This is a genomic window from Klebsiella sp. CN_Kp097 (assembly GCF_040064495.1).
Taxonomy (GTDB): Bacteria; Pseudomonadota; Gammaproteobacteria; order Enterobacterales; family Enterobacteriaceae; genus Klebsiella; species Klebsiella aerogenes.
This window is the reverse complement of sequence record NZ_JBEAIL010000031.1, coordinates 1-19,279: the sequence shown is the minus strand read 5'-3', so window position 1 is coordinate 19,279 and position 19,279 is coordinate 1. Positions and strand designations below refer to the sequence as shown.

The window sequence follows — 19,279 nt, the reverse complement described above, 5'->3', positions numbered from 1 at the left end:
CGAAATGCAGTGCAGCTCAGAGATAATTCACAACAAAATGCGTGACCGCAGTAAATTCGCCAGATGTCATTCTTCCGTCGCGGGAGATCAAATAAGCCGTAAATTTGAGCGTATTTTTTCCTGGGTTAAGTACATAGTCCGGTGATGGTTCGCCCAAGTGAATTTGCTGTCCTTTGCTGTCGTATATTTCTATCGCTAAATTTTCAGTTTCCGATTGCACGCTTAGATAATCTGGATTGTCCCTATCGGGGGCACCGGAAAAAGTAATATTGGCGCGTTGAAACACATTACCGGGGTGTTGAGAATCCCCTAGTGAGCATCCCAGCAAATGAATGCTGAAATTATGCGCAGATACTTTTTCAGGTTTACCGGAAATATCTCTGGCTGAGAGATCATCGAATTCAACCAGTAGCGACCGGTCGCGCGGATCGACATAACAAGCAGCCTCAATAATATTTCCCCGCATACGCATTTTTCCGGGCGTACTGACAAGACGGAGAGTGTCAGCCGAAACCCATGCAGGCGATATGAAGATAAAAAGCAGTAAAATACGCCATCCAGGCATAACCGCATTTCCTTTCAGTTATTCGCAGGAAGGGTTAAGCAGGCGCGATAATGCGCCCGCTGCAGATCGTTACTGATAATCGATCTGGAAATTAACGGTAGATTCGAAATCACCCGGAGTTACCGCTGCAGATGCGTTGTTTGCCTGCAGGTAAGCGACGAAATCAATGTCGGTTTCGCCATCGGTAATGTTGACCTGAGAGGCAGCTTTACCCCACTCAACATCCTGGTTGCCGCTGTCAACCATACCGATGCCTGCGCCCTTGGCAGTACCAGAGGTGAAGGCGGCTAGCGCGTTGTTGTCTGCATCAATCGTTGCCGGGGTATAAGTCACGGTAGCGGTTTTTGCGACAGTCGTATCGCAACCCTGCAGAACAATTTTGGCATGTTTAACGCCAGCACGTTGGTTGTCTTTTAACTGAGAAGTTGGGATCTCGCCAAAATTCACCTGCACCGGGCTGGATTCTGGCGCCAGACCACATGCAGAATTAACGAGAGAGCCGGTGAAGTGGATTTTACCGTTAGTCGGTTCAACATTTTTTGCAGCGAAAGCAGAAGAGGCAGTAAAAGTCATTCCCGCCATCAGCGCACAGGCCACAGCCACGTTTTTCATTTTCATATTACTCTTAACCTTATATCTGTTTTTGGTTATTCCGACGATCTATTTCCGCAGACAATTCCTGTCCGGGAAAACCCGATCTCGCGGAGGCGGCAGCGCATATCCTTGCAAACAATCCATCTCAAACCGCACCGTATTTTGAAGTTCATTGGTATTCCATCAGAAATACCGTCCACAGTCGTTTACGCTGTTTCGGGGCTTATATTAAGTCGACGAAAAATTGACACAATGCCAAAATACGGAATCAATCAAACTCAGGAAATCGTGTTGCTTTCCCGCCTACAGATCGATCATTTACCTAAAAATTAGCCAAAAAGCACGCAACTAACAGTGTTAATGTCTATTATTTATAGTTTTTATAGAGTTTTTAACTATCAACTATTTTTTAATTTAGAACAGATAACTGGCAAAATATATTTATAAAATATTTTTAAAAATTGAAAGGGATACCAAAAGTGAGTGCTGACAATAAGATAGTGAAAGAAAGGAAGGAGAATGAATGATTACATAAAGAATATTAAAATATTGTTATGTAAATGATAATAAAGCGATCTATGGCACAACCTCTTTTTATAAATGAATTATGTTATGCTGTTGCTTCCCCCACTCGAATGCGAGATATCCTGCTTTAAAGGAGACATCAGTGATTTCTCATATACCAATAAACAAAATTAAATCCGTAATTATTGGTGATGGTTTAGTTTTCAGACCACTTAAAAATACCCTAAAAGACGTGGCATCTGGTGAAATAGCCACATTGAATAACGTGGCTACACAATTACTGCTCTATTTGTTGCAAAATGGTAAAGAGATATCCTCGCGCGATGAAATTCTGCTGAATGTTTTCCAGCATAATGGCGCCAGAGCGACGGATGCGAATCTTAACCAGCACATTTCATTTTTGCGCAAAGCCATTACGTCGACAGGTCATCCTGCAGAACTCATCGTTACCATTCCTCGTATTGGATTTCGGATGGGCGACGTCAATATCAATATTCAGCTACAGGAAGAAGCGCAAACGGCCGCCAGAGTTGCCTATGTTGCATCGACGCCGAGGAGAAAGAAACCAAACCGGTGGCCTGTCGCTATCACAGCGTTAATTACCAGCATCGCCGTGCTGGCAACAGCGTGGTTAACATGGATACCCAATCATATAGCCATGACGGACGCAGCTATCTTACGAACCATCGACTACGAGCAATGCCGTGTACATATATTAGGAAATGCCCTCACCGACACGATAACCGAAAAGAAAGCGCTGGATATTTTCAAGTCCGTGGGGATTAGCCCCAACTGCTCGCACCCTAAAGACCTGTATCTTAATACCTGGGCGAGCAACCATAACCTGGTTGAGTGGTCGTTTGCCGCTGAATGCGGCCTCAACCTCGGCTATTACCATTGCATCAGCCAGTATCGCCATCATGAGGAATGATATGAAGCAGGAAAGCGATCACTCTTTTTTACTCTGGTCAGTCGTAATCGTCATTATTGGGCTGGCAGCTATCGCCTATTTGATTATCACTGGGAATGCTAAAAAACAAGAAATCAGTTTTTCCTGCTCCTCGGAATTCACGTCGATAATCGACATCCAGAATACCAAAAAGGAACTCCACGGAATCATGCTGATTACCAGCTACAACTCCGGGCACCTTTCATTATCAGTGCAAGGAAAGCTCAAAAGCGATGACGGCGAGTTTGCTGTAAACCGAAAATTGTTCTTTCGGTATGCTCGTCCGCTTGGACATACTGCCGGCGTTTTCATGCTAACCCCCGAGGGACGCGAAAAATCCCCCGATGATAATGCAACAGATGCTGTCGATTACCTCTTCTTCGACGCTTACGAACATGCCGACAAGCTGTATATGTTAAAGCGGCTGAATGAGGAAACGGTTCTTATTGGCGATAACTTTTCACCCCGCTTCGCCTGCGTAATGAATCACTTCGCAGATTAATCACCTTCTGGATATGCGTCGGGTTAAGGATGACCTGATGTATTGTTCGTCCGGTAGCACGGATGTGGCCGATAAGATATGCCCCGTTGTAGCACGGACCATTTTGTAAGTTAAACCTTAATTTATACCTCAAAGAAAATATCCTGCCGCTTCCGCCTGAGCTGACTAATCCAGGTTTCGAAAGGGATAAAACCGACATTCATTGCCCCACTGGCCTGTCGATAAGAGTAACTCTTATACCAATCAGCTATGCACATTCCAGCCTGAACCCAGGGGGAAAGTATGCTTAGTTTTGTTGTTCATGAAATCACCTGCTTTGTGTTGAGGTAAGTATATTACCTTTAATCAGATGCCCAAACTCCCTGCGCCATATATTCCTCAGTTTTCGCTACCCCCACCCAGGCTGGTGGGGGCGAAAATGAAACAATCAGTAGTCAGAGTTAACCAATACTTTTTCTTCTAACGCGCCGTTGCGAGGCATAGGCTGATTAGAGGAGTTCAGTGCACGCATCACGCGAATAGGTTCTGCGCCAGCTTCACGAGCATCCTTAATGTCGCCATCTGAATCTCCATAATATAACTTGATATTTCGGTCACGGATATATTGTACTTTTGCCCCTTTATCTTCTCCGGCAAAAATAACTTTATTAAGTTTTTCATGCGGGATGGAAAAGTCTCTCCCCAACAGTTCAGTCACCGTCTCTTTTCCGTTAGTGGGTTTTGGGCGGCCGGTGACAAACCAAATACGATCTCCACGTTCCAGATGCAGTTTAATCAATTCAGATGCAGATTTTTTGGGGACGGAAAAACTATCCCAACCGTTACTAAGTCGATCCCAAAACTCACTTTTCTTCAGGAATTCATTACTTTTAGGTGACAATTCTCTCTGACCATGGATAAATGCAGGAGTAGAATAATAAATAGTATCATCAATATCAAAACCGACATCCATCGGCGGCTTATTCTTTAACTCTTTAACAATTTGCTCTATAGAAATGAAATGAATAGGATATTGCTCGGTAATCTGCTGCAATGTTGCGCCGATACCGGTATCGGATGACACCGGATTGGCACAAAAAGCTGGCACACTGAAAATAAGAGCGCTAACGAAAGCCGCTGAACGAATCATTTTATATTTATACATGGATATTTATCCTTAAACAGGTTAGCAATTAGAATAGATTAAATGCATAATCAATCTGGAATTCGATAGAATGATTAACTGCACGCTTTGGTCTACCATCGTCGGTTAGAATTGGTCGATTTTTTTTACTTTGGTAATTCCAGGAAGGGCCACCGGACAACTGGAAACTTAAATTCTTTTCCCACGATGGTTTCCACCTTGAGAACAAAATAGTCTCACCACGCTCAATTGTTTGGGAGTGGTATTTCACCCCCCATCCAATAGCGCTTTGTAACCCGATATTCACTTCTGGCGTTAAGTTATATTCCGTCGTCCATGTCACCGATTTTTCATTATTACCGACGTAGTCATTACCCCATGCATCCGCCATAGAATTGAATCTTCCGCGACTATTCTTTGCCATGTGTCGTTCAAAATACCCAAGGTGATCGTCTGAAGAATTGGCCCTGGTCCAGGATGCACCAAACTTATTTTTCCACTTATGCTGTTTCCATTCCAGGTAAAATGCAGCATGCCATGCATCATTATTGAATGGACGATAATCAGCACTCATCGCTTTGAAATCTTTGAGACCATGGTTCATATATAACATGGTAAGTACTCGGCCCTGATTCTTAGCTAAAGACTGAGGCTGCCAACCGACTTCCACGCCATGCCGCTGCATATAGTTATGACTTTCGCCATAAAAATAAAGCACACTATAATCCTTTTGTTTATAGCTGAGCTCTCCTGTAGCCAGGTAACTTATATTTTTCTTACGATCGGCAGTCTGGAAATGAACCTGCTCAGGAGAATCACGATCGCTGTATCGGTCAACCCATGCGCCGCGAAAAGCGAGTCGGCCAAACTCGCTATCCATCTTCCATCCTTGATAGGTACTTGGTATCGCACGACTCGAATTCGTCAACGCTCCCCATTTATTGATAATCTGCCAACCAGAATACAGTCTGAAATAACTATCTTCACCGTCAAGTTTCAATTTAGCATATAACTGGCCAAATTTATGAAATCCCTTCGCTTTCCCATTATCATTGTATAAGACGCTGCGCCCAGCGAAATCATCACTTGCGGCCAACTTAAATACTTGATAATACGATGTATCAAAACCAATAATATCGGCAATATAACCCGAACGGAAATCTAATGTTACCCCTTGCCCCCAGGCTGTTTGCACTGACCTTTCACCATAGTCAGAGGAGTTAAGGTTTTTGAATTGGTTTCTCAAGGAAATATCAGCGCTACTGTCTGTGATAAAGTTAGTTACACCATTTGATGGTCTACTCCTCGATTCTTCAGCTGCATATATCGGTGACATTGATGCAGACATTAATAAAATCGTAGCCAGAGGTTTATTTAAAAAACAGCAATTTAACATATCAATAATCCCTTATATTGCTTCTTTATTATTAAAGCTGAGTAAGGGCCCAACATTTAAAAACGTTGAGGCATAATGATTACATACTATTAGATTATTACTTTGTGAATTTAGAAAAACAGGCCAACAATGGTCGCATTAAGGAAACTTACCAACGTAGCACCATATAATAATTTCAAGCCAAAACGAGCCGCGCTGTTACCCTGTTCATTATTCAGCGCCTTAATAGCACCTACGATGATGCCAATAGATGAGAAGTTAGCAAACGATACCAGGAATACCGAAAGTACAGCCATAGTACGTACTGAGAATTCAGCAGCCATACTTTTCAGGCTCAGCATCGCGACAAATTCATTACTTACAATTTTGGTGGCCATCAGACTCCCTGCATCCACCGTTTCATGCCATGGAACACCAACCAGGTAGGCCATAGGAGCAAACAAATATCCCAGAAGCGCCTGAAATGAGATGCCAAATATTGCGGTAAATATGGCGTTCATCATAGTGATTAACGCAATAAATCCAATCAACATTGCCCCAACAATGAGCGCAACTTTAAAACCATCTAAAATATACTCACTTAACATTTCAAAGAAACTTTGATGGCCCTCGGATACGGTAAGAATATCCTCTTGTGGTTCGACCTGATAAGGATTAAGTAGAGATGCAATTATAAACCCGCCAAACAGGTTCAGCACCAGAGCGGTGACTACATAGCGCGGTTCTAACATCGCCATATAAGCACCAACTATGGCCATTGACACAGTCGACATCGCAGATGTGCACAGCGTATAAAGACGATGTTGAGGTAGAAGTCCCAGTTGTTGCTTAACTGAAATAAATACTTCTGATTGACCTAATACTGCAGAAGCAACCGCATTATACGACTCAAGCCGCCCCATACCATTAATCTTACTGAGTCCCAATCCGATGTAACGGATAAGGAAGCCTAGTATCTTCAGATGTTGAAGAATACCAATAAGAGCGGACACAAAAACTATAGGCAAGAGGACGCTAATAAAGAAAGAGAGCTCGCCGTGGTTTTGCAAACCACCAAAGACAAAGTTAACCCCTTCACTCGCATAGGCCATTAAATGGGCAAACGCGCCAGCAATAACGGCTATCACCTGGTTACCCAGGCTTGTTTTCAACAACAAACCGGCAAACGTGAATTGACAGAATAACATCACGACCAATGGCCGATAGCGTATAGCCCCCCGGTTGTTACTGGCAAGGATTGCAAGAATGAAAATTACTAAAAAACTCATGATACCAATAAGATACTTCATCTTTTCCCCTAACAATCTTCATCCCTAGCTGATAAACCAAAGAATGCGTCAATAAGATTTATCTGAATCATCAGCATAATCAATGTTAGAACTATAACAATGATGAACATCTTTAAAGTGACAAATGTCACAAGAACACAAAATTACCGGTCTTAAAAGTCACTATCATCACATTTTATGTTTGAATGATAACATCACAAAATGTGATGACTCTTTCAATGTAAGCGCATCTGTTTTATTTTCATGGCTTTTTGAAGTTTTCAACGTTTCTGCCGACGGCAATGCTATTCCGGCATCTGATTAGGTAGGATTTCATGAGGCGGTTTCCTGCTGTTTTCCAGCAGGGCCAGGCAGGCCTGGTAGCAGTGATGGGAAAATCTGTATCTATGCAGACAGTCAAAGGACAGAAGAGGCAGAGGTCCAAAAATGGTACCGCTGCCCAAGTATGAAGACGTTTAGTACTGATTAGGGATTTTCTTGGCTATTTGTATCGACGGTTAGCTACCCAAACTATGAGCAAGGAGAGCACTGCGGATGCACCCAACTTGATTAGCAGAATAACAGATTCAAAGTTATCCACCGCTGCCTCACCGTCACCACTAATCTCCACGTTTTTCTCTACATAATGATAGATGAAACCGTCAGGAAGGATACACACGAATAGGATTGTCAGCACGATAAATGCAAAAACACATAAGCTCTTTCTCATCGTGATACCACGCATTTGCTATAATCTGGAATACCTTGAACGTCGATTCGCCCGTAAGCCATAAGGCCACGTCCACCGGGAACCCGGACTTTCTTACGATTCAACAGTGAGTGCCGGAGAATCTGAAACTCAGCAGATTTATAGAGAGTGATGCAGCCCCATGAAACTCCGCTGCCGTCAGTATTCAGAGGATGGAGACGGAAGCTACCACGCATCATGCCATTAACGAAGATATGATCACTCATGGTGTCGTTACTGAACAAGCCGAACCATTCCGAATGATGATTTTTGTAAAGGTGTGCCATATCGATCACTTCCGCCCGGACTTGGTTAACTATGCTCCCAACAGGTCGATCAACTATCCAATATGTGCCCGGGGGAATTGCCGCTTTCTCTCGGTCTGAACAATTAGGATTATTGATATAGCGGTCAATGCCAGACAACACATCAAACGAGCCGACACCATAGCAATGTAGTTTTACCGTTCTTCCATCCGGGGATAGGTCGTTATAGTTCATTCTGCAAATTTGCATCTATTCGAGGCTCCATCCAGTAACTTTACCTGATAGTAGTTGTTACCTAATCTCAAAACAATAGCAGCCATAAAGCCCGCTGGTGGTAAGACAACGTGCGGAGCCGCCAGGCGACAACATCAGGGTATGTTAGACAGTGAAGTTTATCAGGATGACCATGTACCCGAAGGAGAGAGGCCGAACCGCTGGCAGAGCCTACATTTCGTGTGCAGGTACGAACACCACCATAAACTTGTTTATTCCCTGCAACGTCATCTCGACGTATGGCATGTAGGAGCATCGGCAAAAATGCGCTTCACTGAAAACCTGGGGAATTATGCCGGGTAGACGGCTTTATGTTCATGTTGGACTGTCGCAGTATGAACGATGGAACGACTGCCAGTGTGAAGATATGCTCCCCTGTACCACAGACCAATCACGCGACAGGTGCGGGCGTAGTACAATGGGTTGTTTAAGTTGTACCTGTCAAGCAGGGCAACGCAACTGACTGAATAATTTAACTTATTGATTATTCAGGAGATATGGAGCGGGCGAAGGGAATCGAACCCTCGTATAGAGCTTGGGAAGCTCTCGTTCTACCATTGAACTACGCCCGCGAAGAGGTGCGAAAAGCATTATAGACCTTACGCACCCTGTGGCAAGCCCGAATTGGGCTAACTGCTGATAAAATAACCTTTTAGCACTTAGGCTTACTGCCTTGCGGCGGCAGATAACGCAGCGGGTCGATGGCCGTGGCGCGATAGCGAATCTGGAAATGCAGCCGTACGGAATCGGCGTCCGTACTGCCCATGGTCGCAATCTGCTGGCCAATCTTCACGCTCTGGCCGTTGTTAACCATCATCTTATCGTTATGCGCATACGCGGTGATGTAATCCTCGTTATGCTTAATCATAATCAGATTACCGTAGCCGCGCAGCTGGTTGCCGACGTAGACCACCTTACCGGCGCCGGCGGCGTAAACCGGCTGGCCGCGGGTACCGGCGATATCGATACCTTTATTGCCGCCATCGCGGGTGGAGTACGGCATCACCACTTTACCGCTGGTCGGCCAGCGCCAACAGCGCTGCCCCACCGGCGGCCATGAGGACTGCGGCACCGCCGATGATGGTGTTACGGCGGCAGTACGGGTGCTGGAGGATTTTTTCCCGGCGGTGCTGCTTTTTGCTTTCGAACCGCCGTTAAGTTTCAGCTTCTGTCCGACTTCAATAGTGTATGGCGGAGAGATGTTATTCAGGCGCGCCAGATCGCGTACGCTGGTGCCGGTACTACGGGAGATCGCATACAGCGTATCGCCGCGTTTCACGGTATAGGTGGACCCAGAATCGGAAGTACTGGAACAGCCGGCTAAAGTCAGGCTAGCAAGCAGCATTATCGCGATATAAAAGCGTGTTTTCATCAGGCGTCCTGCACTCAACGGTTTCTCATCTCGGCATCATGGGCGAATATCATACCAGCCCGATGGACGATCCCCAATGTTCTGGGCTTTTTCTACTATTGTTCTCGCCCGACGAATACCTGCAGGGCTTGTTTTGGTAATGCCTTTCTCCCATTTATGGGCTACCCTAGTGGCCTGAGTACATGACCCGGCGGGTTTGTGCCGGGTCATTTATTTTTTTCAGGAGTCGTCATGGCCGGGGAACACGTCATTTTGCTGGATGAGCAAGATAAACCCACAGGTATGCTGGAGAAGTATGCCGCCCACACGCTCGATACCCCTTTGCATCTCGCGTTTTCCTGCTGGTTGTTCAATGAGCAAGGCCAGTTCCTGGTCACGCGCCGCTCGCTTAGCAAAAAAGCCTGGCCCGGCGTGTGGACTAACTCAGTGTGCGGACATCCGCAACAGGGCGAAACCTTCGAGCAGGCCGTCACCCGGCGCTGCCGCTTCGAACTGGGCGTCGAGATCGCTGATATTGCCCCCGTCCACCCGGCCTTCCGCTACCGCGCCGTCGCACCGAATGGCATCGTCGAAAACGAAGTCTGCCCGGTTTTTGCCGCACGCGTGGTCAGCGAACTACAACCTAATGATGATGAAGTCATGGATTATCAGTGGGTTGAGCTGCCGGAAATGTTAAGCGCGCTGGCCGCTACCCCGTGGGCCTTTAGCCCGTGGATGGTGCTGGAAGCCAAAAACAAAAACGCGCGTCAGGCGTTGATAGACTTTGTCGCGCGTTTACGCGCGTAACCGCGAGTGACGAGCATTAAAGAGCCGGGCTACGCCAGCGACGAACCTTGACATCAAATATAAAAAAACCCGGCAAGCCGGGTTTTTGCTTTTCGCGAAAAGCGATTATTTCTGCGGACGCATCGCCGGGAACAGAATAACGTCGCGGATGGTGTGGCTGTTAGTGAACAGCATCACCATACGGTCGATACCGATACCCAGACCGGCGGTCGGCGGCAGGCCGTGTTCCAGCGCGGTGACGTAGTCTTCGTCATAGAACATCGCTTCGTCGTCGCCTGCGGCCTTCGCGTCAACCTGATCCTGGAAGCGCTGCGCCTGGTCTTCGGCATCGTTCAGCTCGCTAAAGCCGTTACCGATTTCGCGGCCGCCGATGAAGAATTCAAAGCGGTCGGTGATTTCCGGATTCACGTCGTTACGACGGGCCAGCGGAGAAACTTCTGCCGGGTATTCGGTGATGAAGGTCGGCTGGATCAGATGCGCTTCCGCCACTTCTTCGAAGATCTCGGTCACGATACGGCCCAGACCCCAGCTCTTTTCAACTTTGATGCCGATAGACTCAGCGATCGCTTTCGCGGAATCGAAGTTATCCAGATCCGCCATCTCGGTTTCCGGACGGTATTTCTTGATGGCTTCACGCATGGTCAGTTTTTCAAACGGCTTGCCGAAATCGAAAGTCTGATCGCCATAAGGCACCGCGGTATTACCGAGGATGTCCTGCGCCAGGGTGCGGAACAGGGATTCGGTCAGCTCAATCAGATCTTTATAATCCGCATACGCCATATAGAGTTCCATCATGGTGAACTCTGGGTTGTGGCGAACGGAGATCCCTTCGTTACGGAAGTTACGGTTGATTTCAAAGACGCGTTCGAAGCCGCCAACCACCAGACGCTTGAGGTACAGTTCCGGCGCGATACGCAGGTACATGTCCAGATCCAGCGCATTGTGATGGGTGATGAACGGACGCGCGGAAGCGCCGCCTGGGATCACCTGCATCATCGGGGTTTCTACTTCCATAAAGCCGCGGCCAACCATGAACTGACGGATGCCAGCCAGGATCTGCGAACGTACTTTGAAGGTGTTACGGGATTCGTCGTTGGAGATCAGATCAAGGTAACGCTGACGGTAGCGCGCTTCCTGATCCTGCAGGCCGTGGAATTTGTCCGGCAGCGGGCGCAGGGCTTTGGTCAGCAGACGCAGCTCGGTGCAGTGGATGGACAGCTCGCCGGTTTTGGTTTTGAACAGCTTACCGCGGGCGGCGATGATATCGCCGAGATCCCATTTTTTGAACTCATCGTTGTAGACGCCTTCCGCCAGATCATCGCGCGCGACGTACAGCTGAATGCGGCCGCCGACGTCCTGCAGGGTAACGAAAGACGCTTTACCCATGATACGACGGGTCATCATGCGCCCAGCAACGGCCACTTCGACATTCAGCGCTTCCAGCTCTTCGTTTTCTTTGGCATCGAAGTCAGCGTGCAGTTGGTCAGAGGTATGGTCACGACGGAAATCGTTCGGGAATGCGACGCCCTGCTCACGCAGCGCAGCCAGCTTCTCACGACGGGTTTTCAGTTCATTATTAAGGTCAATTGCCGCGTCAGCGCCCTGTGCTTGTTGTTCAGACATGTTGGTTCCTCATAACCCTGCTTTCAAACTTGCTTCGATAAATTGGTCCAGGCTGCCATCGAGCACCGCCTGAGTGTTGCGGGTTTCCACCCCGGTGCGCAGATCTTTAATACGCGAGTCGTCCAGCACGTAAGAGCGGATCTGGCTGCCCCAGCCGATGTCGGATTTGTTATCTTCCATCACCTGCTTCTCGGCATTTTTCTTCTGCATTTCCAGCTCATAAAGCTTCGCTTTCATCTGCTTCATGGCCTGGTCTTTGTTCTTGTGCTGCGAACGGTCGTTCTGGCACTGCGTCACTAACCCGGTCGGGATATGGGTAATACGCACCGCGGATTCCGTACGGTTAACGTGCTGACCACCGGCGCCGGACGCGCGGTATACGTCAATGCGCAGGTCGGCTGGGTTAATTTCGATATCGATATCGTCATCAACTTCTGGGTAAACGAACGCCGAGCTAAAGGAGGTATGACGGCGGCCGCCGGAATCGAACGGGCTCTTACGCACCAGGCGGTGAACGCCGGTTTCAGTACGCAGCCAGCCGTAGGCGTAATCGCCAATGATTTTGATGGTCACCGATTTAATGCCCGCGACTTCACCTTCGGATTCTTCGATGATTTCGGTCTTAAAGCCGCGCGCTTCCGCCCAACGCAGGTACATGCGCATCAGCATGCTGGCCCAGTCCTGGGCTTCGGTGCCGCCGGAACCGGCCTGAATATCGAGATAGCAGTCGGCGCTGTCATATTCGCCAGAGAACATGCGGCGGAACTCAAGCTGCGCCAGCTTCTCTTCCAGCCCGTCCAGCTCGGCAACCGCTTCGTTGAAGGTCTCTTCGTCTTCGGCTTCTACCGCCAGCTCCAGCAGTCCGGCGACATCTTCCAGACCCTGGGTCATCTGATCCAGCGTTTCGACGATAGCTTCCAGAGAAGAACGTTCTTTGCCCAGCGCCTGTGCGCGCTCAGGTTCGTTCCAGACGTCCGGCTGTTCCAGCTCGGCGTTTACTTCTTCGAGACGCTCTTTCTTCGCATCGTAGTCAAAGATACCCCCTAAGAACGTCGGAGCGCTCCGTGAGGTCCTGAATGCGGTTTTTTACCGGATTTATTTCAAACATGGTCGGTTTCTTTTAATGGATTTGTCAAAATGCGGTGATAAGAGCGGAATTCTACCGGATTCGCGCCCTTATTAATACACTGTTGTCAATTTGGCCAGAGGTGATCGATGATCAGCTGCAGGCTGCGGTTGCCGCGGAACTCGTTGATGTCGAGCTTGTAGGCTAACTGTACTTCACGCACGCCATTATCCGGCCAAATGGAAGTATCGATGTTGAAGGCAATACCGTCCAGCAGCGGCCCGCCGTCAACCGGCTCGACCATCACTTTCAGGTGACGCTCGCCCACCAGCCGCTGCTGCAGCAGGCGGAAACGGCCATCAAACAACGGTTCCGGGAACATCTGCCCCCATGGCCCGGCATCGCGCAGCATCTGCGCCACTTCCATGCTCATCTCCGCCGCCGCCAGCGGGCCATCGGAAACCACCTCGCCCAGCAATAATGCGGGATCCAGCCACTCGGTCACCAGCTCGCCGAAGCGCTGTTGAAACTCTTCAAAACGCGCCTCTTCCAGCGATAAGCCCGCCGCCATCGCGTGGCCGCCAAACTTCAGGATTAACCCAGGATAAAGCGTATCAAGGCGCTCCAGCGCATCGCGCATGTGCAGCCCCTGAATGGAGCGGCCAGAACCTTTGAGCGTGCCGTCGCCGGTAGGCGCAAAAGCGATAACCGGGCGATGGAAGCGCTCTTTAATCCGTGATGCCAGGATGCCGACTACCCCCTGATGCCATTGCGGATGGTACATCGCCAGCCCGCCGGGCAGGGTGTCGCTACTGCGTTCCAGCTGCTGACACAGAGTCAGCGCTTCGGCCTGCATCCCCTGTTCAATCTCTTTACGCGTCTGGTTAAGCGCATCGAGCTCATTGGCCAGCACCCGCGCTTCGCCGATGTTATCGCACAGCAGCAGTGCAACGCCGACGGACATATCATCCAGCCGCCCCGCAGCATTCAGGCGCGGCCCGAGGGCGAAACCGAGATCGCTGGCGGCAAGCTTTTGCGGATCGCGGTTGGAAATTTCCAGCAGCGCTTTAATGCCTGGCCGACATTTTCCGGCGCGAATGCGGCTTAACCCCTGCCAGGTCAGGATGCGGTTGTTGGCATCTAACGGCACCACGTCCGCAACGGTGCCCAGCGCCACTAAATCCAGCAGCTCGGCAAGGTTTGGCGCGGCGATACCGCGGGCCTCGAACCAGCCGTTATCGCGCAGGAAGGTGCGCAGCGCCAGCATCAGATAAAACGCCACCCCGACCCCGGCCAGTGATTTTGACGGGAAGTCGCAATCGCGCAGGTTAGGGTTAACGATGGCCTCCGCCGCCGGCAGCGTATCGCCCGGCAGGTGGTGATCGGTCACCAGCACCGGGATACCGAGCTTATGGGCGTGATCGACGCCGGCATGTGATGAAATGCCGTTATCGACGGTCATGATCATCTGCGCGCCGCGCGCGTGCGCCTGCTCGACCACTTCCGGGCTTAAACCATAGCCGTCTTCAAAACGGTTCGGCACCAGATAGGAAACGTTACCGTAGCCCAGCGCGCGCAAGGCGAGCACGCTGAGCGCGGTACTGGTGGCGCCATCGGCGTCAAAATCGCCGACCACCACAATATGTAACCCTTTCTGGAAAGCGTCATGCAGCATTTCAACGGCTTTTTCAACGCCGGTGAGTTGCGTCCATGGCAACATGCCTTTGACGCCGCGTTCCAGCTCCTGCGCGCTGCGCACGCCGCGGCTGGCATACAACCGCTGCAGCAGAGGCGGCAGGTCGGCGGGGAGGTCGACGCCATCAACCGCCTCGCGGCGGCGTAGTTGTATCTGTTGTTTCACGCGAATCAGTTACCGCTTGTCTGTTTTTGATGCTCGTCGAGGAAAGCTTTAAGCTCTTTCGGCCCCTGATAGCCCGGCAGCACCATGCCGTTGCTGAGAACCATCGCCGGGGTGCCGTTGACGCCCATTTGCACCCCGAGGGTATAATGTTTGGCGATATCTACGCTGCAGCTCGCCGGCTGCACGCCTTTACCATTCATGGCGTCATCCAGCGCTTTATTACGATCTTTCGCACACCAGATCGCTTTCATATCCTGCTCGGCCTGGCTTTGCAGCCCCTGGCGCGGGAAGGCCAGATAACGCACGGTGATCCCCAGCGCGTTATAGTCGCTCATCTGCTCGTGCAGTTTGTGGCAGTAGCCGCAGGTGATGTCGGTAAAGACGGTAATGGCATGCTGCTCCTTCGGCGCTTTATAGACAATCATCTCTTTGGTTAAGGCGTTCAGCTTGCCGACCAGCAACTGGTTGGTGACGTTAACCGGCTGCGCGCCGCTAACGTCATACATCGGTCCCTGAATAATGTGTTTGCCATCGTCAGTGACGTACAGCACGCCGCTGTCGGTGAGCACCGTGCTCATCCCGGAAACCGGCGACGGTTGGATATCGGTGCTCTGCACACCCAGTTTCGCCAGCGACTGTTTGATCGCCGCGCTATCGGCATGCGCCGCGCCGGAGAGTGAAGCCGCCAGCAGGGTGAACATCAATAAACCTTTTTTCATACTCAGTCCTTTTATTCAGCACTCACGCCCGCGGGTGATGCTGTTGATGAAGTTGTCGTAACCGTTCGGTCGCCACGTGGGTGTAGATCTGCGTGGTGGAGAGATCGCTGTGTCCTAACAGCATCTGTACCACGCGTAAATCGGCGCCGTGATTGAGCAAATGCGTGGCAAACGCATGACGCAACACGTGCGGGGAGAGCTTCGCGCTGTCGATCCCCGCCAGTACGGCATAGTGTTTAATGCGGTGCCAGAATGTCTGGCGCGTCATCTGCTGCGCGCGCTGGCTGGGGAAAAGCACGTCCGAAGCCACGCCGTTCAGCAGCCACGGGCGGCCGTATTCAAGGTAATTTTCTACCCATGACACCGCCTCTTCGCCCAGCGGCACCAGCCGCTCTTTGTTGCCTTTACCAATGACCCGCAGTACGCCCTGTCGCAGACTGATATCGCTCATCGTCAGGCCAACCAGTTCGGAGACGCGCAGGCCGGTGGCATACAGCACTTCCAGCATCGCCTTATCGCGCAACTCCAGCGGCTGCTCCACCAGCGGCGCCTGCAGCAGACGCTCAACCTGCGCCTCGCTGAGATCTTTCGGCAGCCGCTGCGGCAGCTTCGGCGAAGCCAGCAGCGCGCTGGGATCGTCCGGGCGGACTTTCTCCCGGTACAAATGCTGGAAGAAGCGGCGCACGGCGCTAAGCAGCCGTGCGGTACTGGTCGCTTTGTAGCCGCCGGTTTGCCGCTCGGCCAGCAGCGCCTGTAGATCGTCGCTGCCGACGCTCGCCAGCGACAGCCCGCGATGATGCAGCCACTCTACTAACATCGTCAAATCGCGGCGATAGGCGCTGAGCGTGTTCTCCGCCAGATTACGCTCCAGCCAAAGGGCATCGAGAAACTGTTCAATTTGTGCCAGATCCTGTTTCACATCGGCCTCTTTGTTCGTTATACGCCCTCATTATGCCTTAAGAGGCCGCCTTTCTGGTACACTGGGCGCAATTCACGGCAAGAATTGAGACGTTTACGCGATGAATATAGGTCTTTTTTACGGCTCCAGTACCTGCTACACCGAAATGGCCGCGGAAAAAATCCGCGATATCATCGGCCCCGAGCTGGTGACGCTGCATAATCTGAAAGATGACTCCCCCGCGCTGATGAGCCAGTACGACGTGCTGATTCTCGGCATCCCGACCTGGGATTTCGGCGAAATTCAGGAAGACTGGGAAGCGGTCTGGGAACAGCTCGACGCCTTAGATCTGAATGGCAAAATCGTCGCGCTGTACGGCATGGGCGATCAGCTTGGTTACGGCGAATGGTTCCTTGACGCGCTGGGGATGCTGCACGATAAGCTGGCGACCAAAGGCGTGAAGTTTGTCGGCTACTGGCCAACCGAGGGCTATGAGTTCACCAGCCCGAAACCGGTTATCGCCGATGGCCAATTGTTTGTCGGCCTGGCGCTGGATGAAACCAATCAGTACGACCTGAGCGATGAGCGCATCCAGAACTGGTGCGAGCAGATCCTCGGCGAAATGGCGGAGCACTTCGCCTGATCCTGAGTTAGTCGTGCGCCGGTTTTTGCAGCACCAGCCGGCGCAAATCCCGCCATTCCCCCGCATCCATGCTATCCGCCGCCACCCACAAATGCTGGCTACGGCCGCTTTCCGCATGCTTCAGGCGCAGCAGCATACCGCTACTGATAACCCATGGCGTCCCGACGATATCCCATTCCGTTTTTTGCCACCGTAAACGGGAATCGATCAACAGCTTAATTTCTCCCTGGCAGGCGTGGATCCGCCGCTGGCTGCGCACGCAGTCAAACACCACCAGCGATAGCAACAGAAGCCAAATCGGGGTGTAGCTTAACGGCCAGGGCATGAGCAGCACTATCGCCGCCACCACCCCGTGCAGCAGCAGCGAGAACCACTGCGAACGCCAGGAAATACGTAAATCAGATTGCCACAGGACCACGTTCCCGATTCCGAGTCTGGATTAAATTAATCATCCGTTGAAGTTGCGCATCTGCCGGCTTGCCGTGATTCATCAGCCAGTTAAACAGATCCGGATCATCGTTCTCCAGCAAACGGATGAACAGGCGCTTATCGTCATCGCTGAGCGTGTCGTACTCATACTCGAAAAACGGCATGATGGAGATATCGAGTTCGCGCATACCGCGGCGGCATGCCCAGTGGATGCGAGCTTTGTTGTTAATGTCCATGTTGTCCTTCCAGCATCAAGATATAGCTTAGTTTAACCCTTTTTAGGCACTTACTTTACAGTAATATCGCCTTGTGCGAGCAGCATTCCATAAAAGCCCAAAATCCGGTTGGCTATTCACCTCATCCTGAGGGCACAAATGGCTTGCCGAAAGCGCTTGCATTGCACCATAGCTCTTTTACCATTAGTCATTCACTCTGCGTTAAGCTATTCAGGATATGACTATGGCTTTTACACCTTTTCCTCCGCGTCAGCCCTCTTCTTCCGCTCGTCTGCCGTTAACGCTGATGACGCTGGATGATTGGGCGCTGGCGACGATTACCGGTCCGGATGGCGAGAAGTATCTGCAGGGGCAGATCACCGCCGATGTCAGCCATTTAACCGCCGATCAGCATCTGCTTGCCGCGCACTGTGATGCCAAAGGCAAAATGTGGAGCAACCTGCGCGTCTTCCACCGCGACGGCGGTTTCGCGTGGATTGAGCGCCGCAGCCTGCGCGAAGCGCAGCTGACCGAACTGAAAAAATATGCCGTCTTCTCCAAAGTCACCATCGCCGCAAACGACGATCTGGTCCTGCTGGGCGTTGCCGGTTTCCAGGCGCGCGCCGCGCTGGCTCCATTGTTCGCCGCGCTGCCGGACGCTGGTAAACCGGTGGTCACCGAAGGCGTGACCAGCCTGCTGTGGTTTGAACATCCTGCCGAACGCTTCCTGCTGGTGACCGATGCCGACACCGCCAACCGGGTGACGGAAGCGCTGCGCGGCGAAGCGCAGCTTAACAACAGCCAGCAGTGGCTGGCGCTGAACATCGAGGCCGGTCTGCCGGTTATCGACAGCGTAAACAGCGCGCAGTTCATTCCGCAGGCGACCAACCTGCAGGCGTTGGGCGGTATCAGCTTCAAGAAAGGCTGCTACACCGGCCAGGAAATGGTCGCCCGGGCGAAATTCCGCGGCGCCAATAAACGCGCGCTGTGGACGCTGGCGGGTACCGCCAGCCGGGTGCCGGAAGCCGGGGAAGATCTGGAGCTGAAAATGGGCGACAACTGGCGCCGCACTGGTACGGTGCTGGCAGCCGTACAGTTGGATGACGGAAGCCTGATGGTCCAGGTGGTGATGAATAACGATATGGAACCGGACAGCGTGTTCCGCGTGCGTGATGATGCCGGCAGCCTGAGCATCAAGCCATTGCCGTATTCGCTGGAAGAAGATTAAGGAACAGTTCCCGGCTTACGGCGCTTGCGCCTCAGCCGGGCTACCAGCCTGCAGAACATCGTGACCGCGGCAAGCGCAGCGCCACCGTGGAATTTCCAGGCCGCAGAATATCGTAGCCACGGTAAGCGCAGCGCCACCGTGGAATTTACAGGCCGCAGAATATCGTAGCCACGGTAAGCGCAGCGCCACCGTGGAATTTCCAGGCCGCAGAATATCGTAGCCACGGTAAG

General features: G+C 51.1%; 21 protein-coding genes, 1 tRNA gene and 1 pseudogene. 6 read left to right on the top strand and 17 right to left on the bottom strand.

From position 1 onward, the window contains the following. Positions 1–16: 16 nt before the first annotated feature. Positions 17–565, bottom strand: a complete 549-nt coding sequence (locus tag ABLV07_RS22480) for a fimbrial protein (RefSeq protein ID WP_032712484.1) — start codon at positions 563–565, stop codon at positions 17–19. 69 nt (positions 566–634) lie between these two features. Next, complete coding sequence (locus ABLV07_RS22475; RefSeq protein WP_015369827.1) at positions 635–1,183, bottom strand: fimbrial protein; 549 nt, start codon at positions 1,181–1,183, stop codon at positions 635–637. A gap of 643 nt (positions 1,184–1,826) precedes the next feature. Between ABLV07_RS22475 and ABLV07_RS22470 the strand changes: the two genes are divergently transcribed. Together ABLV07_RS22470 and ABLV07_RS22465 are read left to right on the top strand one after the other, a co-directional pair. Continuing rightward, positions 1,827–2,615, top strand: coding sequence for a winged helix-turn-helix domain-containing protein (locus tag ABLV07_RS22470; protein ID WP_015369826.1), 789 nt, complete (start codon positions 1,827–1,829; stop codon positions 2,613–2,615). A 1-nt stretch (position 2,616) separates the two neighbouring features. Further along, positions 2,617–3,135 (top strand): hypothetical protein, encoded by a 519-nt coding sequence (locus ABLV07_RS22465; RefSeq protein ID WP_015703385.1) that lies wholly within the window; start codon positions 2,617–2,619, stop codon positions 3,133–3,135. Positions 3,136–3,168: 33 nt separating this feature from the next. Here ABLV07_RS22465 and ABLV07_RS22460 read toward each other — a convergent pair. From ABLV07_RS22460 to ABLV07_RS22450, 3 genes and pseudogenes are all read right to left on the bottom strand, one after another. Further along, positions 3,169–3,438, bottom strand: a pseudogene (locus ABLV07_RS22460) (hypothetical protein); the annotation flags it as partial. 124 nt (positions 3,439–3,562) lie between these two features. Next, positions 3,563–4,264: an acid phosphatase AphA gene (aphA, locus tag ABLV07_RS22455; RefSeq protein ID WP_162866820.1), complete on the bottom strand. Its 702-nt coding sequence runs from the start codon at positions 4,262–4,264 to the stop codon at positions 3,563–3,565. Between the two features lie 43 nt (positions 4,265–4,307). After that, positions 4,308–5,594, bottom strand: a complete 1,287-nt coding sequence (locus ABLV07_RS22450; RefSeq protein ID WP_157195182.1) for an OprD family outer membrane porin — start codon at positions 5,592–5,594, stop codon at positions 4,308–4,310. Between ABLV07_RS22450 and ABLV07_RS22445 the strand changes: the two genes are divergently transcribed. Next, the gene (locus ABLV07_RS22445) at positions 5,488–5,730 is read left to right on the top strand and encodes a hypothetical protein (RefSeq protein WP_020077988.1); all 243 of its coding nucleotides are present in this window, start codon (positions 5,488–5,490) and stop codon (positions 5,728–5,730) included. The two genes, ABLV07_RS22450 and ABLV07_RS22445, sit on opposite strands and share 107 nt — an antisense overlap. A gap of 34 nt (positions 5,731–5,764) precedes the next feature. Here the strand turns inward: ABLV07_RS22445 and ABLV07_RS22440 are convergent, their stop codons facing one another. The 4 genes from ABLV07_RS22440 to actS all read right to left on the bottom strand — a co-directional run bounded on the left by ABLV07_RS22440 (position 5,765) and on the right by actS (position 9,581). After that, the gene (locus ABLV07_RS22440; RefSeq protein ID WP_015703389.1) at positions 5,765–6,943 is read right to left on the bottom strand and encodes a nucleoside transporter C-terminal domain-containing protein; all 1,179 of its coding nucleotides are present in this window, start codon (positions 6,941–6,943) and stop codon (positions 5,765–5,767) included. A gap of 705 nt (positions 6,944–7,648) precedes the next feature. Then, positions 7,649–8,185: a DUF2778 domain-containing protein gene (locus ABLV07_RS22435; protein WP_045359433.1), complete on the bottom strand. Its 537-nt coding sequence runs from the start codon at positions 8,183–8,185 to the stop codon at positions 7,649–7,651. Positions 8,186–8,707: 522 nt separating this feature from the next. Further along, positions 8,708–8,781: transfer RNA gene (locus ABLV07_RS22430), tRNA-Gly, on the bottom strand. Between the two features lie 80 nt (positions 8,782–8,861). Next, complete coding sequence (actS, locus tag ABLV07_RS22425; protein ID WP_015369803.1) at positions 8,862–9,581, bottom strand: amidase activator ActS; 720 nt, start codon at positions 9,579–9,581, stop codon at positions 8,862–8,864. 231 nt (positions 9,582–9,812) lie between these two features. Between actS and idi the strand changes: the two genes are divergently transcribed. Continuing rightward, on the top strand, positions 9,813–10,367 hold the full coding sequence (gene idi, locus ABLV07_RS22420; protein ID WP_015703418.1) for an isopentenyl-diphosphate Delta-isomerase: 555 nt from the start codon (positions 9,813–9,815) through the stop codon (positions 10,365–10,367). A 105-nt stretch (positions 10,368–10,472) separates the two neighbouring features. Here the strand turns inward: idi and lysS are convergent, their stop codons facing one another. The 5 genes from lysS to xerD form a co-directional block, all read right to left on the bottom strand. Beyond that, on the bottom strand, positions 10,473–11,990 hold the full coding sequence (lysS, locus tag ABLV07_RS22415) for a lysine--tRNA ligase (protein WP_348853337.1): 1,518 nt from the start codon (positions 11,988–11,990) through the stop codon (positions 10,473–10,475). 9 nt (positions 11,991–11,999) lie between these two features. After that, positions 12,000–13,098 (bottom strand): peptide chain release factor 2 gene (gene prfB, locus ABLV07_RS22410; RefSeq protein WP_096335406.1). Its coding sequence is split into 2 segments (ribosomal slippage): positions 12,000–13,022 and positions 13,024–13,098, totalling 1,098 coding nucleotides; the frame shifts between segments, so codons are not numbered across the junction. 85 nt (positions 13,099–13,183) lie between these two features. Next, the gene (gene recJ / locus ABLV07_RS22405) at positions 13,184–14,917 is read right to left on the bottom strand and encodes a single-stranded-DNA-specific exonuclease RecJ (RefSeq protein WP_348853336.1); all 1,734 of its coding nucleotides are present in this window, start codon (positions 14,915–14,917) and stop codon (positions 13,184–13,186) included. Between the two features lie 5 nt (positions 14,918–14,922). Beyond that, positions 14,923–15,636 carry a bifunctional protein-disulfide isomerase/oxidoreductase DsbC gene (gene dsbC / locus ABLV07_RS22400; protein ID WP_348853335.1) on the bottom strand — a complete coding sequence of 238 codons (714 nt, stop codon included), beginning with the start codon at positions 15,634–15,636 and terminating at the stop codon, positions 14,923–14,925. Positions 15,637–15,658: 22 nt separating this feature from the next. Next, on the bottom strand, positions 15,659–16,555 hold the full coding sequence (gene xerD, locus ABLV07_RS22395; protein ID WP_015703420.1) for a site-specific tyrosine recombinase XerD: 897 nt from the start codon (positions 16,553–16,555) through the stop codon (positions 15,659–15,661). Between the two features lie 100 nt (positions 16,556–16,655). Here xerD and fldB point away from each other — a divergent pair, with 100 nt between their 5' ends. After that, entirely contained in the window at positions 16,656–17,177 is a 522-nt protein-coding gene (gene fldB, locus ABLV07_RS22390) for a flavodoxin FldB (RefSeq protein WP_015369793.1), read from the top strand. Between the two features lie 7 nt (positions 17,178–17,184). Here fldB and ABLV07_RS22385 read toward each other — a convergent pair whose 3' ends face one another. Beyond that, positions 17,185–17,595 (bottom strand): protein YgfX, encoded by a 411-nt coding sequence (locus ABLV07_RS22385; RefSeq protein WP_020077981.1) that lies wholly within the window; start codon positions 17,593–17,595, stop codon positions 17,185–17,187. Further along, positions 17,576–17,842 carry an FAD assembly factor SdhE gene (gene sdhE / locus ABLV07_RS22380; protein WP_015369791.1) on the bottom strand — a complete coding sequence of 89 codons (267 nt, stop codon included), beginning with the start codon at positions 17,840–17,842 and terminating at the stop codon, positions 17,576–17,578. The genes ABLV07_RS22385 and sdhE overlap by 20 nt, the downstream gene beginning before the upstream one ends. Before the next feature lie 223 nt (positions 17,843–18,065). Here sdhE and ygfZ point away from each other — a divergent pair, with 223 nt between their 5' ends. Next, positions 18,066–19,049: a tRNA-modifying protein YgfZ gene (gene ygfZ, locus ABLV07_RS22375; RefSeq protein WP_032712495.1), complete on the top strand. Its 984-nt coding sequence runs from the start codon at positions 18,066–18,068 to the stop codon at positions 19,047–19,049. 15 nt (positions 19,050–19,064) lie between these two features. Here the strand turns inward: ygfZ and ABLV07_RS22370 are convergent. Next, the coding region (locus ABLV07_RS22370) for a hypothetical protein (RefSeq protein ID WP_348861502.1) at positions 19,065–19,279 on the bottom strand (215 nt) is incomplete at its 5' end.

Excerpts from the sequence above, each read along its gene's own strand:
- ABLV07_RS22480 (WP_032712484.1), bottom strand. The coding sequence starts at position 565 with ATGCCTGGATGGCGTATTTTACTGCTTTTTATCTTCATATCGCCTGCA.
- ABLV07_RS22475 (WP_015369827.1), bottom strand. The coding sequence starts at position 1,183 with ATGAAAATGAAAAACGTGGCTGTGGCCTGTGCGCTGATGGCGGGAATG.
- ABLV07_RS22465 (WP_015703385.1), top strand. The coding sequence starts at position 2,617 with ATGAAGCAGGAAAGCGATCACTCTTTTTTACTCTGGTCAGTCGTAATC.
- aphA (WP_162866820.1), bottom strand. The coding sequence starts at position 4,264 with ATGATTCGTTCAGCGGCTTTCGTTAGCGCTCTTATTTTCAGTGTGCCA.
- ABLV07_RS22450 (WP_157195182.1), bottom strand. The coding sequence starts at position 5,594 with ATGTCACCGATATATGCAGCTGAAGAATCGAGGAGTAGACCATCAAAT.
- ABLV07_RS22440 (WP_015703389.1), bottom strand. The coding sequence starts at position 6,943 with ATGAAGTATCTTATTGGTATCATGAGTTTTTTAGTAATTTTCATTCTT.
- ABLV07_RS22435 (WP_045359433.1), bottom strand. The coding sequence starts at position 8,185 with ATGCAAATTTGCAGAATGAACTATAACGACCTATCCCCGGATGGAAGA.
- actS (WP_015369803.1), bottom strand. The coding sequence starts at position 9,581 with ATGAAAACACGCTTTTATATCGCGATAATGCTGCTTGCTAGCCTGACT.
- idi (WP_015703418.1), top strand. The coding sequence starts at position 9,813 with ATGGCCGGGGAACACGTCATTTTGCTGGATGAGCAAGATAAACCCACA.
- lysS (WP_348853337.1), bottom strand. The coding sequence starts at position 11,990 with ATGTCTGAACAACAAGCACAGGGCGCTGACGCGGCAATTGACCTTAAT.
- dsbC (WP_348853335.1), bottom strand. The coding sequence starts at position 15,636 with ATGAAAAAAGGTTTATTGATGTTCACCCTGCTGGCGGCTTCACTCTCC.
- fldB (WP_015369793.1), top strand. The coding sequence starts at position 16,656 with ATGAATATAGGTCTTTTTTACGGCTCCAGTACCTGCTACACCGAAATG.
- sdhE (WP_015369791.1), bottom strand. The coding sequence starts at position 17,842 with ATGGACATTAACAACAAAGCTCGCATCCACTGGGCATGCCGCCGCGGT.
- ygfZ (WP_032712495.1), top strand. The coding sequence starts at position 18,066 with ATGGCTTTTACACCTTTTCCTCCGCGTCAGCCCTCTTCTTCCGCTCGT.